Genomic DNA, 15,019 nt, shown 5'->3' on the forward strand with positions numbered 1-15,019 from the left:
CGCAAGATGATCGGGCGGCTGCGGGGCCGCCCTTTTTCATGGCTCGGGGTCCGGCATCAGCAGCCGGTACATGTGCCAGCTGGCATGGCCCAGCACCGGCAGCACGACGAAAAGCCCCAGGAACAGCGGCACGATGCCCGCGAACAGCAGCGTGGCGATGACCACGGCCCAGGACAGCATCACCGGCAGGTTCGCCCCCACCGCCTGGAAGCTGGCGATGATGGCCGAGACCAGGTCCACCTCGCGGTCCAGGATCAACGGCAGCCCGACCACGGTGATCGAGAACAGCACCGCGGCAAAGCCCGCCCCGATCGCCGTGCCCGCCCCCAGCATCACCAGCCCGCGGCCCTGCAGCAGCACCTCGGGCGAGGAGGTGATGTTGGTCAGCGCCGAAACGCCCATGAACAGCGCGAAGGTGGTATGGGCGACAAAGACCCAGAACATGAACATCAGCAGGATGACCATGGCCATCGACGGCACCTGCCGGTCCTTTTGCGCGATGACAACGGCCAGCACCTCGCGCCAGATCAGCGGCCGGTCCGATTCGATGCGCCGGCTGACCTCGTAGAGGCCGACGGCGGCAAAGGGCGCGATCAGCGGAAAGCCGACGATGAAGGGCATCAGCCACCATTCCTGCCCCGCCGCCGTGGCCACCGCGGTCAGCACCAGCCCGCCCGCGACATAGAAGGCCGCGAACAGCAGGCCAAAGGCCGGGGCGCGGCGGAAATCCCGCCAGCCCGCCGCCAGCACCGCCGGGATGGCGTCCAGCCCGATCACCGCCGGCAGCGGGATCTCGTCCGGGCCCGGATCGGGCAAGGGGTCGGGCAGCGGCTGCCGCTCGGGCTCGGGGATGGGGGTGGGAATGGGCTTGGGGTCCGAATCGGTAAATACCATCTGCTCCTCCGTCAATGCGACGAAGGTTAGCAGGCCCGCGGCAAAGAAAAAGCCTTAGCGCGCGAAGCGCTCGACCAGCGCGTCCCGGACGGCGGGGGGAACGAATTTCGACACGTCCCCGCCCAGCCGCGCGATCTCCTTTACCAGTTTCGAGGCGATGGCCTGCCGGCGGGCGTCGGCCATCAGGAAGACCGTCTCGATGCTGTCGTCCATGGCGCGGTTCATGCCGACCATCTGGAATTCGTATTCGAAATCCGCCACCGCCCGCAGGCCGCGCACGATCACCGTGGCGCCGACGTCGCGGGCGCAGTCGATCAGCAGGTTCTCGAACGGGTGGACCACGATCTCGCCGCCGCGCTTGGCGACGATGCGGTCGCATTCCTCGCGCACCATGGCGACGCGGTCCTCCAGCGCGAACAGCGGGCTCTTGTCGCGGTTGATGGCGACGCCGATCACCAGCCGGTCCACCAACTCCAGCGCGCGCTGGATGATGTCCAGGTGGCCCAGGGTGATGGGATCGAAGGTGCCTGGGTAAAGCCCGATGCGCATGGGGTGCCGTCTCCTCGCCGAATGCCGGCAGTCAAACAGGGTTTCGCCAAGGAATGCAAGACCATGCGCCCGTCCCGCATGTCGCGGGGCGGGCCAGCGGGCCGGGTCAGTTGCCCATGATCATCCCGGTCAGCGCCTCTTTTTCCGCCGCGAGTTCCTTGAGCCGGGCCGAAACCGCATCGCCGATCGAGACGATGCCGACCATCTCGCCCCGCTCGTCCACCACCGGCAGGTGGCGGAAGCGGCCCTGGGTCATGCGGTCCAGAATCACCAGCGCATCCTCGCCCGTGGTGCAGGTCGCCAGCTTGCGGGTCATCAGCTCGGTGATCGGCTGCTCCAGGACGGCGGCGCCGCGCTTGCCCAATTCGCGCACCACGTCGCGTTCCGACAGGATGCCCAGCGGGATCTTGCCGTCCTCGGATACCACGATCGCACCGATGCGCTTTTCCGAAAGCAGCCGGGTGGCCTCGGCCACGCTGGTTTCCGGGCCGACGGTGAAAATCTCGCCGCTGGCCTTCATCGACAGGATCTGGTTGACGAGCATTGCTGTTCCTCCTCCGGGTTGGCGCAAGCGTCCTGACGCCCAGCGTCACCTCAACCCCGGCTTGCGTCAAGCCCGATGTTGCAGTGCAGCGATCAAGGGATGACAAGCGCCTGGAGCCGCGCCACCTCGGCCCGGATGCCCTGCGCCAGCGCATCCGCCAGCCGGTTCATCCGCTGCGAGCGGCGGTCGTCGGCATGCCGGATCAGCCAGAAGCTGCGCGTCAGCGAAACCTGGTCGGTCAGCACCCGCCGCACGCCGGGGCAGAAGGGAATCGCGAAGTCATGCACGATGCCCAGGCCCGCGCCGACCCGGATCGCCTGCATCTGCACCGAGACCGAGTTCGAGGTCAGCGCCGCCCATTCCGCCCCCGTCTCGGTCAGGTAGTCCAGTTCGCGGTCGAAGATCATGTCGGCGATATAGCCGATCATGCGATGGCCGCGCAGATCCTCGCGCGAGCGGATCGGCGGATGGGCGCGCAGGTAATCCTCATGCGCCGCCAGGTGCAGCTGGTAGTCGGTCAGCCGCTGCACCACCAGCCGCCCGGCCTGCGGCTGCGAGACGGCGATGGCCATGTCCGCCTCGCGCTTGGACAGGTTGAAGACCCGCGGCAGGGCGACGATCTGGATCTCCAGCCGCGGATGCGCCTCGGACAGGCGCGCGCAGACCTGCGGCAGCAGGTAGTTGGCGCAGCCGTCCGGCGCGCCGATGCGCAATTGCCCGGCCAGGTCGCCGGGGCCGGTCAGCGCCTCCTCGGCGCCGCTCAGCGCCGCCTCGACCGCCTCGGCATGGGGCAGCAGCCGCTCGCCCTCGGGCGCCAGGCCATAGCCCTGCGGCGTCTTGATGAAAAGCTTGGCCCCCAGCGCGCCTTCCAGCCGCGCCACCCGCCGGCCCACGGTCGAGGCGTCGATGCCCAGCCGCCGCCCGGCCCCCGACAGGCTGTCGGCCCGCGCCACGGCCAGGAAAATGCGCAGGTCGTCCCAGTCCATGCCCGCCGCCTTTGCAGAAATGCAAAACCCTTTTGCCAGACTTCCTCTTTTTCCGGCAATGCTGCAAGTCTATGATCCCCCCGAAACCTGAACCCCTCGGGAGGCACCCATGGAAGAACTGAGCCACTGGATCGACGGCAAAGAGGTCAAGGGCACCTCGGGCCGCTTCAGCGATGTCATGAACCCCGCGACCGGCGAGGTGATCGCCAGGCTGCCGCTGGCCACCCCGGCCGAGCTGGACGCCGCCGTGAAGAGCGCCGAAAAGGCGCAGGTCGCCTGGGCCGCCACCAACCCGCAGCGCCGCGCGCGGGTGATGATGAAATTCGGCCAGCTGATCCAGGACAACATGGATGCCCTGGCCGAGCTGGTCTCGCGCGAGCATGGCAAGACCCTGCCCGACGCGCGCGGCGACGTGCAGCGCGGGCTCGAGGTGATCGAGGTCTGCATGGGCGTGCCCGCGATGCTCAAGGGCGAGTTCACCGACAATGCCGGCCCCGGCATCGACCTTTACTCGATGCGCCAGCCGCTGGGCGTGGTCGCGGCCATCACCCCCTTCAACTTCCCGGCGATGATTCCGCTGTGGAAGATGGGCCCGGCGCTTTCGGCCGGCAACGCGATGATCCTGAAGCCGTCCGAGCGCGTGCCCTCGACCTCGATCATGCTGGCGAAACTGGCGCAAGAGGCCGGGCTGCCCGACGGCGTGCTGCAGGTCGTCAACGGCGACAAGGAGATCGTGGACGCGATCCTCGACCATCCGACCGTGCAGGCGGTGGGCTTCGTCGGCTCGACCCCGATCGCGCAATACATCTATGGCCGCGCCGCGACCAACGGCAAGCGCGCGCAATGCTTCGGCGGCGCCAAGAACCACATGCTGATCATGCCCGATGCCGACCTGGACAAGGCGGCGGACGCGCTGGTCGGCGCCGGCTTCGGCGCGGCGGGCGAACGCTGCATGGCGATCTCGGTCGCGGTGCCGGTGGGCGACAAGACCGCCGACGCGCTGATCGAGCGGCTGATCCCCAAGATCGAGAAGCTGAAGGTCGCCCCCTATACCGCCGGCGAGGACGTGGATTTCGGCCCGGTCATCACCAAGGCCGCGCAGGAGCGCATCAACCGGCTGATCGATTCCGGCGTGGAACAGGGCGCGAAGCTGGTGGTGGACGGCCGCGGGCTGAAGATCCAGGGCTATGAGAACGGCTTCTTCTGCGGCCCGTCGCTTTTCGACAACGTGACCCGCGACATGGACATCTACAAGGAAGAGATCTTCGGCCCGGTGCTGTCCACCGTGCGCGCGCAAAGCTACGAGGACGCGCTGAACCTGGTCATGGACAACGACTACGGCAACGGCACGGCGATCTATACCGCCGACGGCGACACGGCGCGCGACTTCGCCAGCCGGGTGAACGTGGGCATGGTCGGCATCAACTTCCCGATCCCGGTGCCGCTGAGCTACTACACCTTCGGCGGCTGGAAGAAGTCGGCCTTCGGCGACCTGAACCAGTATGGCCCGGACGCCTTCCGCTTCTACACCAAGACCAAGACCGTGACCGCCCGCTGGTTCTCGGGCATCAAGGACGGCGTGGCGCTGAACTTCAAGGCCATGGACTGACGGCAGGGGCGGGCGGGGGCTCTGCCCCCGCGTGCCCTGCACCCCTCGACGGGGTGCAGGGCACGCTCCCCCGGGATATTTCGACACGAAAGAAGCCGGGGCGGCGACCTCCGCAGTTTCGCGCAAGGCTGCAAAACTGGCGCAACATTTCCCGGCCATGACCGGGCAAGGCAATTCATCACGAAAGACATGAGGGGGAGAGCATGGATTTCGGTCTGAGCGAGGAACAGGCGGCGATCTTCGATCTGGCTCGGGATTTCGGGGCCGATCATATCGCGCCGCAGGCCCGCGCCTGGGAAGAGGCGGGGACCATCCCGCGCGCCTTGTGGGCGCAGGCGGCCGAACTGGGCCTGGGCGGGGTCTATGTCGGCGAGGAGCATGGCGGCACCGGGCTTTCGCGGCTGGACGCCACGCTGGTCTTCGAGGCGCTGGCCATGGCCTGCCCCTCGGTCGGCTCGTTCCTGTCGATCCACAACATGTGTGGCGGCATGATCGACAAGTTCGGCACCCCCGCGAACAAGGCGCGCTGGCTGCCCGGCCTGTGCAGCATGGAGACGGTGTTCTCCTATTGCCTGACCGAGCCCGGCGCCGGTTCCGACGCCGCCGCCCTGCGCACGCGCGCCGAGCGGGTCGAGGGCGGCTGGAAGCTGAACGGCACCAAGGCCTTCATCTCGGGCGGCAGCTATTCGGATTGCTACCTGGTCATGGCCCGCACCGGCCAGGACGGGCCGCGCGGCATCTCGACCATGGTGGTCGAGGCCGGCACGCCCGGCCTCAGCTTCGGCGCGCTCGAGCACAAGATGGGCTGGAAGGCGCAGCCCACCGCCCAGGTGCAGTTCGACGATTGCGTCATCCCCGAAGAGAACCTGATCGGCGAGGAGGGCCGCGGCTTTGCCTATGCCATGGCCGGCCTGGACGGCGGGCGGCTGAACATCTCGGCCGGCGCGCTGGGGGGCGCGCAGGCGGCGCTGGAGGCGACCCTGCGCTATATGGGCGAGCGCCGCGCCTTCGGCCAGACGCTGGACCAGTTCCAGGCGCTGCAGTTCCGCCTGGCCGAGATGGAGACGGCGCTGCAATCGGCGCGCATCTTCCTGCGCCAGGCCGCCTGGAAGCTGGACCGCGGCGCGCCCGACGCGACCAAGTTCTGCGCCATGGCCAAGCTGCATGTCACCGACCGCGCCTTCGAGGTCGCCAACCAATGCCTGCAGCTGCATGGCGGCTATGGCTACCTGGCCGATTACGGCATCGAGAAGATCGTGCGCGACCTGCGCGTGCACCAGATCCTGGAAGGCACCAACGAGATCATGCGGCTGATCGTCGGCCGCGCCCTGCTGGCGGAGCGTGACTGATGGCCGAGATGCCCCAATCCGAGATGCCCCAATCCGACATGATCGCCCGCAAGGACCGCCGCGCCGGGCGGCTGACCTTCAACCGCCCGCAGGCGCTGAACGCGCTGAGCCACGAGATGGCGCTGGCCATCGACGCCGCCTTGCGCGAATGGCAGCACGACCCCGAGGTGGCGCTGGTCGTCATCGACGCCGCGGGCGAGCGCGCCTTCTGCTCGGGCGGCGACATCGCCGCGGTCTATCGCGCGGGGCTCGAGGGCGACCACCGGGTCGGGCGCGCGTTCTTTCGCGACGAATACCGCATGAACGCCCGGATCGCCGAATATCCCAAGCCCGTGGTCGCGCTGATGCAGGGCTTCGTCATGGGCGGCGGCGTCGGCGTCGGCGGCCATGCCAGCCACCGCATCGTCGGCGACACCACCCAGATCGCCATGCCCGAGACCGGCATCGGCCTGATCCCGGACGTGGGCGGCAGCTGGCTTCTGGGCCATGCGCCCGGCCGCTGCGGCGAATACCTGGGCCTGACCGGGGCGCGCATCGGCGCCGGCGACGCGATCTTCACCGGCTTTGCCGACGCCTATATCCCCGAGGCGGAATGGCCGGCGCTGATCGACCGGCTGGCCGAGACCGGCGACGCGACGGTGATCGCGCCCCGCCCCCGCCCCGAGGCGCCGCTGGAGGGCCGCGACCTTTCGGCCTTCGGCGGTCCGAGCGTGGCCGAGATCGCGGCCGCGCTGGAGGCGGCGGGCGACGAGGCGGCGCTCAAGCCCCTGCGCCGCAACTCGCCCCTGTCGATGGCGGCGACGCTGGCGCTGGTGCGCGCGGCGCGCGGCGATGCCAGCCTGCGCGAGAGCCTGGCGCGCGAGCTGCGCTTTACCGCCCGCGCCACGGCGGAAAGCGACTTCCTGGAAGGCGTGCGGGCGCAGATCATCGACAAGGACCGCAACCCGCGATGGTCGGCCGATGCCGGCCCCGCGCATGTCGCGGCCATGCTGGCGCCGCTGGGCGAGGACGAAATCGAATGGGAGGACCGGACATGAAGATCGGATTCATCGGCCTGGGCAACATGGGCGGCCCGATGGCGGCCAACCTGGCCAAGGCGGGGCACGCGGTCGCAGGCTTCGACCTGGCCGCGCCGATGCCCGAGGGCGTCGCCAAGGCGGCGACGGCGGCCGAGGCGGCCGCGGGCGCCGAGGTGGTGATCACCATGCTGCCGAACGGCGCCATCCTGCGCGCGGTCGCGGCAGAGGTGATCCCGGCCATGGCCGCGGGCGCGGTGTTCTGCGACTGCTCGACGGTGGACGTGGACAGCGCCCGCGCGGCGGCGGCGCAGGCCGCGGCGGCGGGCCTGGGCGCGCTGGACGCGCCGGTCTCGGGCGGGGTCGGCGGCGCCACCGCCGGCACGCTGACCTTCATGGTCGGCGGCTCGGCCGATGCCTTCGCCAAGGTGAAGCCGCTTTTCGACGTCATGGGCCAGAAGGCGGTGCATTGCGGCGAGGCGGGCGCCGGCCAGGCCGCCAAGATCTGCAACAACATGATCCTGGGCGTGACCATGATCGCCACCTGCGAGGCCTTTGCCCTGGCCGACAAGCTGGGGCTGGACCGGCAAAAGATGTTCGACGTGGTCTCGACCTCCTCGGGCTACAGCTGGTCGATGAACGCCTATTGCCCGGCGCCGGGCGTCGGCCCGCAATCGCCCGCCGACAACGGCTACAAGCCGGGTTTCGCCGCGGAACTGATGCTCAAGGACCTGCGCCTGTCCCAGCAGGCCGCCGAGGCCGCCGATGCCGACACCCCCATGGGCCAGCTCGCCGCAGCCCTCTACGCCCGCTTCGTCGAGGACGAGGACGGAAAGGGCCAGGACTTCTCAGCAATGCTCCCGAGATTCGTCGGACGACACCGGGAAGGCTGATTTCTCGGATTCGTGAGGGAGCCGATCGGGGGCTTGCGGCGTTTAACCTTTGATAAAGGATTTTCGTGCCAGGCTGGAAGCCATGTTACGCAATCGCCAGAGCCTGATTCTCGCCGCGGCCCTGATTGGCCTCCTCGCGCCGGCCACCCTTGCGCAAGGGGTGGGCCAGGCGGCCAAGGCCAACGCCCAGGCCACCTTCGGCCAATCCGCCATGCTGCGGGTCGGGGACCGGCTGGACAGCGCGCGCCTGCACCAGGTGACGCGCCCCGGCCTTTACGGGATGAGCGAGGCGCCCTCGGGCAGCCGCTACGGCATCGTGGACGGCAAGCTGATCCGCTACGACCCGGAAAGCGCCCAGGTGCTGTCGATCATCCACCAGGTGGACCGCATCGTGGACTAGGCCCGCAGCCGCGGGTTGTCGCGGCAGCCGCCCGCCTGCCACGCCATAACCACAGAGGCCGCCACCGCGACCGCGGGGGGGGTTCGCCCCCCGCCCCAGCGTCTTTCCCGGCGCCTTTCCCAGGCAAAGCCCGCCGCGCACCGAAAAGCCCGGCGCGGCCATGCGGCCCCGTCACAGCTTCTCGCCCGGCAACCGACTGGCCTGCTTGACCCAGCGGGCGAACTGCGCCTCGTCGAACCCGCCTTCGCGGATGTCGAGATAACGCACCTCGGGATATTTGGACTTGCCCGGCGGCGGCGGCTCCAGCGCGGCGCCGCGAAAGAACGTGACCTTCACGTATTTCGTGAAGCAATGAAGGCTGAGGAACCAGAGGTCGTCCTCCATCCCGTAGAAGGGCGAGTTCCATTTGACCGCCTTGCGCACGCCGGGGACGACGCGCGTGATGATGTCGTCCATCCGCCGGCCGAGGTCGCTTTTCCATTCCGGCATGGCGGCGATATAGGCCTGGACCGGGCCGTCGCCATAACCCTTGGCGATCTGGGGATTGCCGCCCGACAACAGCACCGGGCCCGCCGCGCCCTGCCCCTTCGTTCCCTCGGCGCTCGGGGTCTTTCTGCTGGTCATCTTCGCCTCCGCTATCGGGTTCCGGCCGGGCCGCCCCCTGTCGCGGCCGCCGCCTTGCCGGCGGGCCGGGCGCGCTCCGGCCGATGCCGGTCCAGCGTTGCAGCAAACCGGCCGCAGGGAAAGCCCCCGCGACCGGGATCACAAGAGCGGCAACCCCTGCCCGGCGCCGGCGCGAGGCAGGCCCGGCCTGCCGGACCGCTTCCTTACTGAAATACAAGGTCATTTCCTAACGGGCAGGGTACAATCGGCCGCATTTACAACCCGGCCCGGATGGCAAAACCATGGTCGCGTCGCGGCGGGAACCACGCTAAAAGCGTCGCGAAACGGGGGCGAAGCCGCGCCCGTGTGATACCTTGTCGCCCGGCCGGGTCCGGCCGAATGTTACGGAGTGCCCCGATGCGCCAGCCCTTAGCCCTTGCCCTGACCGCCGTGGCGCTGGTCGCCGTTCTGGCCGGCGTGGCCGGGCTTACCGAGGGCAAGTCCGCGACCCCCGGCTACATGAGCGCGCCGGTCGCGCGCGGCGACATCGAGATGGCGGTTCTGGCGGAGGGGCGGCTGAAGCCCTCGCGCCTGGTGGCGGTGGGGGCGCAGGTCTCGGGGCGGATCACCGAACTGGCGGTCCGGCTGGGCCAGCGGGTGGAACAGGGCGACCTGATCGCCCGGATCGACTCGGTCCAGCAGGCGAACGAATTGCGCACCGCCCAGGCGGCGCTGGCCAATCTCAGCGCGCAGATGGCCGAGCGGCAGGCGGTGCTGGCGCTGGCGGAAAAGACGCTGGAGCGGTCGGAAAACCTGATCCGCTCGGCCGCGGCCGCGCGCAGCACCATCGACAGCGCCCAGCAGGACGTCGCGGTGGCCCGCGCCCAGATCACCGCGCTCCAGGCGCAGATCGCCCAGGCCGAGGTCGCGATCGAGATCGCCCGGACCGACCTTGACTATACCCGCATCACCGCGCCCACTGCCGGCACGGTGCTGGCCATCGTCAGCCAGGCCGGGCAGACGGTGAACGCGGTGCAGTCCTCGCCCACCATCGTCGTGCTGGGGCAGCTGGACCGCATGGAGGTGCATGCCGAGATCTCGGAAGCCGACATCGGCAAGGTCCGGCCCGGCCAGCAGGTGCGCTTCACCCTGCTCGACGACAGCGGCCGCAGCTATCGCGGCGTGCTGGCCTCCATCGCCCCGGCGCCGCAAAGCATCGTCAACGACAGCGCCATCCAGGGCGGCGCCAGCACCGACAGCAGCAGCGGCGCCATCTATTACACCGGCATCGTCCCGGTCGAAAACCCCGACGGGCACCTGCGCAGCTACATGACGGCGCAGGTCAGCATCGTCCTGGGCGCGGCGCAGGACGTGCTGACCATCCCGTCGAGCGCGCTTGGCCGGCGCAACCCCGACGGCAGCCACCAGGTCCGGGTGCTGGCCGCGGGCGGCGGCATCCAGACCCGCGACGTGGTGATCGGGCTCAACGACAAGGTGGTGGCCGAGGTGGTCTCGGGCCTCGACGAGGGCGAGCAGGTGGTGACCGGCGAACAGGGCGGCGCCCCGGCGGCGGGCGCGGCCCCCCGCAGCAGCCGGCGCATGATGGGCCCGCTGGGTGGCTGAGATGGGATCCCCGCTGATCCGGCTGCGCGGCATCACGCGCGAATACCCCTCGGGCGAGGGGGTGCTGCGCGTGCTCAAGGACATCGACCTCGACATCGCCCAGGGCGAATTCGTCGCCGTCATGGGCGCCTCGGGCTCGGGCAAGTCGACGCTGATGAACATCCTGGGCTGCCTCGACCGGCCCAGCTCGGGCAGCTACCTCCTGGACGGGCGCGAGGTGGCGCAGCGCGATCCGGGCGAGCTGGCGGCGCTGCGCCGCGAAACCTTCGGCTTCATCTTCCAGCGCTACCACCTGCTTTCCGAGATGACGGCGCTGGGGAATGTCGAGGTGCCGGCGATCTATCGCGGCCTGCCGCGCGAGGCGCGCCGCGCCCGCGCCCGCGACCTGCTGGACCGGCTGGGCCTGGGCGACCGGCTGGGCCACCGGCCGGGCCAGCTTTCGGGCGGCCAGCAGCAGCGGGTCTCGATCGCCCGCGCGCTGGTCAACGACGCCCGCGTGATCCTGGCCGACGAGCCGACGGGCGCGCTCGACAGCCGCAGCGGCGACGAGGTGCTGGGCATCCTGGAACGGCTGAACGCCGAGGGCCGCACCGTCATCATCGTCACCCACGACCCCAAGGTCGCCGCCCGCGCCCGCCGCGTGGTCGAGATCGCCGACGGCCGCATCATCGCCGACCGCCGCAGCGATGCGCCCGCCGAGCCCGCGCGGCTGGCCGCCTTGCCGCCCGCCCGCGCCGCCGCCCCGGTGCTGGGCCGGCTGGCCGAGGCGCTGCGCATGGCGGTGCTGGCCATGCGCGCCCACAAGCTGCGCAGCTTCCTGACCATGCTGGGCATCATCATCGGCATCGCCTCGGTCGTGTCGGTGGTGGCGCTTGGCGAGGGCTCGCGCCAGCGCGTGCTGCAGAATATCGCCGGGCTGGGCACGAACACGCTGCAGATCTATCCCGGCCGGGATTTCGGCGACATGCGCTCGGGGCGGGTGACGACGCTGGTCACGGCCGACGGCGCGGCGCTGGCGCGCCAGCCCCATGTCGCCTCGGTCAGCCCGACGGTCAGCAGCGCGCAGACCCTGCGCCACGGCGCGACCGAGGCCAGCGCCCAGATCAGCGGCGTGGGCGAGCAGTATTTCGACGTGGCCGGCGTCGCGCTGACCCAGGGCCGCGGCTTCGACGCAAGCGACGTGGCGGAGATGGGCCAGAACGTCGTCATCGACGAGAGCACCCGCCAGAGCCTGTTCGGCGAGGGCGCGGCGCTGGGGCAGGTCTTCATGGCCGGCAAGGTGCCCTTGCGGGTGATCGGCGTGGCCGAGGCGCAGAACCGCGGCCCCGGCGGCTCCACCAGCCTGACGGTCTATGCGCCCTATACCACGGTGCAGGCGCGCTACCTGGGCTCGACCAGCGTCAGCGGGCTGACGCTGCGCGTCGCCGACGAGGTGGACATGGCCCTGGCCGAGCAGATGGTCTCGGACCTGCTGGTCCGGCGCCATGGCAGCAAGGATTTCTTCATCGTCAACAACGACCAGATCCGCCAGACCATCACCTCGACCACGCAGACGCTGACGCTGCTGGTCGCGGCCATCGCGGTGATCTCGCTGCTGGTGGGGGGCATCGGGGTGATGAACATCATGCTGGTTTCCGTGACCGAGCGCATCGGCGAGATCGGGCTGCGCATGGCGGTGGGCGCGCGGCGCGGCGACATCCGCGCGCAATTCCTGATCGAGGCGGTTCTGGTCTGCGTCATCGGCGGCGCGGCGGGCATCCTGGCGGCGCTTGGCTTCGGCCTGGCCTTCGAGCGGCTGAGCAGCAATTTCACCCTGGTCTATTCGCCCCTCTCCATGCTCGCCGCCCTGGCCAGCGCCTGCGGCATCGGCCTGATCTTCGGCTACCTCCCAGCCGTCAACGCCGCAAAGCTCGAACCCGTAACAGCACTCGAAAAAGGGTGAGATTCCCCCGTTTTGCGCCTTTGCCGCGACTGTTGCAGCAGGCACACAGTCGCGGCACCTGTCCCAAAGGCGAACTTCCCAGACTCGGCTTCCGCGCCCAAACTGCTGGTATGGAAGGAGGAAAGGAACAGGGACAATGAAAGGCACAGTCACTCTTACCGGGCGCAAAGGGGCGCTCGTCTCCGGCGAATACGAGGTCACGGGCGACACCATCCGGGTGTCCTATGCGGGCCACGAGCGATGCGTGCGGCTCGACGGCGGCTCGGTGGATCATCTGGCGCAATCGCTCCTGCGCGACCTGTGGCTGGAATGACGCGGCCCGCCCTGCGGCGGCACCGGCTGCGCGCCATCCCAGGCGCCTGAGGAAAGATGCGCCTTCCGCCCGATGGCGGCTTCATGCCGGAACCCGGCCGGAACCGCCCCAGGACGGGGCGCAGCGAAGGCAGGCGATGACGGCGACGATTCCGGCAAGGCGGACCCGCGCGGGGCTGGTTGCGGCGATGCGCAGCCCCCTCGGCCCCGGCCACCGTCCCGCCGCCGCGCCATGTCGGGGCGCTTCTGCCCATGGGCCGGCTGGCCGGGCGGCTGATGCCCCGGGTCGCCCCGCGAAATCGGGGGTATCGCCCGGCGCAAAGCGTGATAAGGGATAACCTCGCCAATTCCTTCGTGATACTGGCCGCTCAGCACGGACAATCAGACGACAGAGAACCCAGCCATGCCCGCATATCGTTCCCGCACCACCACCCACGGCCGCAACATGGCGGGGGCCCGCGGCCTCTGGCGCGCGACCGGGGTGAAGAACAGCGATTTCGGCAAGCCGATCATCGCCATCGTGAACAGCTTCACCCAGTTCGTGCCGGGCCATGTGCATCTGAAGGACCTGGGCCAGATGGTCGCCCGCGAGGTCGAGGCGGCCGGCGGCATCGCCAAGGAATTCAACACCATCGCGGTCGACGACGGCATCGCCATGGGCCATGACGGCATGCTTTATTCCCTGCCCTCGCGCGAACTCATCGCCGATTCGGTGGAATACATGGTCAACGCCCATTGCGCCGACGCCATGGTCTGCATCTCGAACTGCGACAAGATCACCCCCGGCATGCTGATGGCGGCGATGCGGCTGAACATCCCGGCGATCTTCGTCTCGGGCGGGCCGATGGAGGCGGGCAAGGTCACGCTGGGCGACGGGCGCAAGGTCTCGCTGGACCTGGTGGACGCCATGGTCGCCGCCGCCGACGACAAGGTCTCGGACGCCGACCTGGCCGCCATCGAGGAAGCCGCCTGCCCGACCTGCGGCTCCTGCTCGGGCATGTTCACCGCCAATTCCATGAACTGCCTCAGCGAGGCGCTCGGCCTGTCGCTGCCCGGCAACGGCTCGACCCTGGCCACGCATGCCTTGCGCAAGACCCTGTTCCTGGAGGCCGGCCGCCGCATCGTCGAGGTGACGCGCCGCCATTACGAACAGGACGACGCCAGCGTCCTGCCCCGCGCCATCGCCAGCAAGGCCGCGTTCCTGAACGCCATGTCGCTCGACATCGCCATGGGCGGCTCGACCAATACCGTGCTGCACCTGCTGGCCATCGCCCAGGAAGGCGGGGTGGATTTCACCATGGACGACATCGACGCGCTGTCGCGCAAGGTGCCGTGCCTGTGCAAGGTCGCGCCGAACACCGCCAACGTGCATATGGAGGACGTGCATCGCGCCGGCGGCATCATGGCGATCCTTGGGGAACTCGACCGCGCCGGGCTGATCGACCGCGACTGCCCGACCGTCCACGCCCCCACCATCGGCGCCGCCATCGACCAATGGGACATCGCCCGCAGCAACGACCCGCAGGCGCGCGAACTGTTCCTGGCCGCGCCGGGCGGCGTGCCGACGCAGGTGGCCTTCAGCCAGGCGACGCTCTGGCCGGACCTGGACCTCGACCGCGAAAAGGGCGTGATCCGCTCGGCCAAGGCGCCGTTCTCCAAGGACGGCGGGCTGGCGGTGCTCAAGGGCAATATCGCGCTGGACGGCTGCATCGTGAAGACCGCCGGCGTGGACGAATCCATCCTGGTGTTTTCCGGCCGGGCCAAGGTCTATGAAAGCCAGGACGCCGCCGTCTCCGGCATCCTGACCGGCAAGGTCGAGGCCGGCGACGTGGTCGTCATCCGCTACGAAGGCCCCAAGGGCGGGCCGGGCATGCAGGAAATGCTGTATCCGACCAGCTACCTGAAATCGAAAGGGCTGGGCAAGGCCTGCGCGCTGATCACCGACGGCCGCTTCTCGGGCGGCACCTCGGGGCTTTCCATCGGCCATGTCAGCCCCGAGGCGGCGGCCGGCGGCACCATCGGCCTGGTCCGCGACGGCGACCGGATCGAGATCGACATCCCCAACCGCTCGATCCGCCTGGCCGTGCCCGAGGACGAGCTGGCCGCCCGCCGCGCCGAACAGGACGCCAGGGGCTGGAAACCGGCGCAGCCGCGCCAGCGCCAGGTCTCGGCCGCGCTCAGGGTCTATGCGCAATTCGCAGCCTCGGCCGACAAGGGCGCGGTGCGCATCCTGCCGGAATAGACCCGCCAAGCCCCCGGTCCTGCCGCAAGGCGGCGGGGCTTGCGCCGGCCTGCGAAA

Annotated in this window: 14 protein-coding genes; 9 read left to right on the forward strand and 5 right to left on the reverse strand. The window is 69.6% G+C overall.

Annotated features, from left to right (window positions below):
• Positions 1-36: 36 nt before the first annotated feature.
• From E3U26_RS17485 to E3U26_RS17500, 4 genes are all read right to left on the reverse strand, one after another.
• Positions 37-894 (reverse strand): DUF2189 domain-containing protein, encoded by an 858-nt coding sequence (locus E3U26_RS17485; protein ID WP_083539131.1) that lies wholly within the window; start codon positions 892-894, stop codon positions 37-39.
• A gap of 54 nt (positions 895-948) precedes the next feature.
• The gene (coaD, locus tag E3U26_RS17490; RefSeq protein ID WP_036761068.1) at positions 949-1,443 is read right to left on the reverse strand and encodes a pantetheine-phosphate adenylyltransferase; all 495 of its coding nucleotides are present in this window, start codon (positions 1,441-1,443) and stop codon (positions 949-951) included.
• 106 nt (positions 1,444-1,549) lie between these two features.
• Positions 1,550-1,987, reverse strand: a complete 438-nt coding sequence (locus E3U26_RS17495) for a CBS domain-containing protein (protein ID WP_072462480.1) — start codon at positions 1,985-1,987, stop codon at positions 1,550-1,552.
• Between the two features lie 92 nt (positions 1,988-2,079).
• Positions 2,080-2,973 carry a LysR family transcriptional regulator gene (locus E3U26_RS17500; protein ID WP_072462479.1) on the reverse strand — a complete coding sequence of 298 codons (894 nt, stop codon included), beginning with the start codon at positions 2,971-2,973 and terminating at the stop codon, positions 2,080-2,082.
• Between the two features lie 109 nt (positions 2,974-3,082).
• Here E3U26_RS17500 and E3U26_RS17505 point away from each other — a divergent pair, with 109 nt between their 5' ends.
• The 5 genes from E3U26_RS17505 (at position 3,083) to E3U26_RS17525 (ending at position 8,240) form a co-directional block, all read left to right on the forward strand.
• The gene (locus E3U26_RS17505) at positions 3,083-4,582 is read left to right on the forward strand and encodes a CoA-acylating methylmalonate-semialdehyde dehydrogenase (RefSeq protein ID WP_036761059.1); all 1,500 of its coding nucleotides are present in this window, start codon (positions 3,083-3,085) and stop codon (positions 4,580-4,582) included.
• A 203-nt stretch (positions 4,583-4,785) separates the two neighbouring features.
• Positions 4,786-5,931 (forward strand): acyl-CoA dehydrogenase family protein, encoded by a 1,146-nt coding sequence (locus E3U26_RS17510; RefSeq protein WP_036761056.1) that lies wholly within the window; start codon positions 4,786-4,788, stop codon positions 5,929-5,931.
• Positions 5,931-6,968 (forward strand): enoyl-CoA hydratase/isomerase family protein, encoded by a 1,038-nt coding sequence (locus E3U26_RS17515; protein WP_499107010.1) that lies wholly within the window; start codon positions 5,931-5,933, stop codon positions 6,966-6,968. The genes E3U26_RS17510 and E3U26_RS17515 overlap by 1 nt, the downstream gene beginning before the upstream one ends.
• On the forward strand, positions 6,965-7,840 hold the full coding sequence (gene mmsB / locus E3U26_RS17520; RefSeq protein WP_114537618.1) for a 3-hydroxyisobutyrate dehydrogenase: 876 nt from the start codon (positions 6,965-6,967) through the stop codon (positions 7,838-7,840). The genes E3U26_RS17515 and mmsB overlap by 4 nt, the downstream gene beginning before the upstream one ends.
• Before the next feature lie 82 nt (positions 7,841-7,922).
• A complete protein-coding gene (locus E3U26_RS17525) occupies positions 7,923-8,240 on the forward strand; it encodes a hypothetical protein (protein ID WP_499107015.1) in 318 nt (105 codons plus the stop codon).
• 171 nt (positions 8,241-8,411) lie between these two features.
• Here the strand turns inward: E3U26_RS17525 and E3U26_RS17530 are convergent, their stop codons facing one another.
• Positions 8,412-8,864 (reverse strand): DUF1801 domain-containing protein, encoded by a 453-nt coding sequence (locus E3U26_RS17530; RefSeq protein WP_499107016.1) that lies wholly within the window; start codon positions 8,862-8,864, stop codon positions 8,412-8,414.
• A gap of 396 nt (positions 8,865-9,260) precedes the next feature.
• On the opposite strand from E3U26_RS17530, the gene E3U26_RS17535 reads away from it, so the two are divergent.
• From E3U26_RS17535 to ilvD, 4 genes are all read left to right on the forward strand, one after another.
• Complete coding sequence (locus E3U26_RS17535; protein WP_499106265.1) at positions 9,261-10,466, forward strand: efflux RND transporter periplasmic adaptor subunit; 1,206 nt, start codon at positions 9,261-9,263, stop codon at positions 10,464-10,466.
• A 1-nt stretch (position 10,467) separates the two neighbouring features.
• A complete protein-coding gene (locus tag E3U26_RS17540) occupies positions 10,468-12,408 on the forward strand; it encodes an ABC transporter permease (RefSeq protein WP_499106266.1) in 1,941 nt (646 codons plus the stop codon).
• Positions 12,409-12,544: 136 nt separating this feature from the next.
• The gene (locus tag E3U26_RS17545) at positions 12,545-12,721 is read left to right on the forward strand and encodes a hypothetical protein (RefSeq protein WP_166435372.1); all 177 of its coding nucleotides are present in this window, start codon (positions 12,545-12,547) and stop codon (positions 12,719-12,721) included.
• Between the two features lie 402 nt (positions 12,722-13,123).
• A complete protein-coding gene (ilvD, locus tag E3U26_RS17550; RefSeq protein WP_036759905.1) occupies positions 13,124-14,962 on the forward strand; it encodes a dihydroxy-acid dehydratase in 1,839 nt (612 codons plus the stop codon).
• The last annotated feature ends 57 nt before the right edge of the window (positions 14,963-15,019 follow it).

Source organism: Paracoccus ferrooxidans, from assembly GCF_029909815.1.
GTDB classification, from domain to species: domain Bacteria; phylum Pseudomonadota; class Alphaproteobacteria; order Rhodobacterales; family Rhodobacteraceae; genus Paracoccus; species Paracoccus versutus.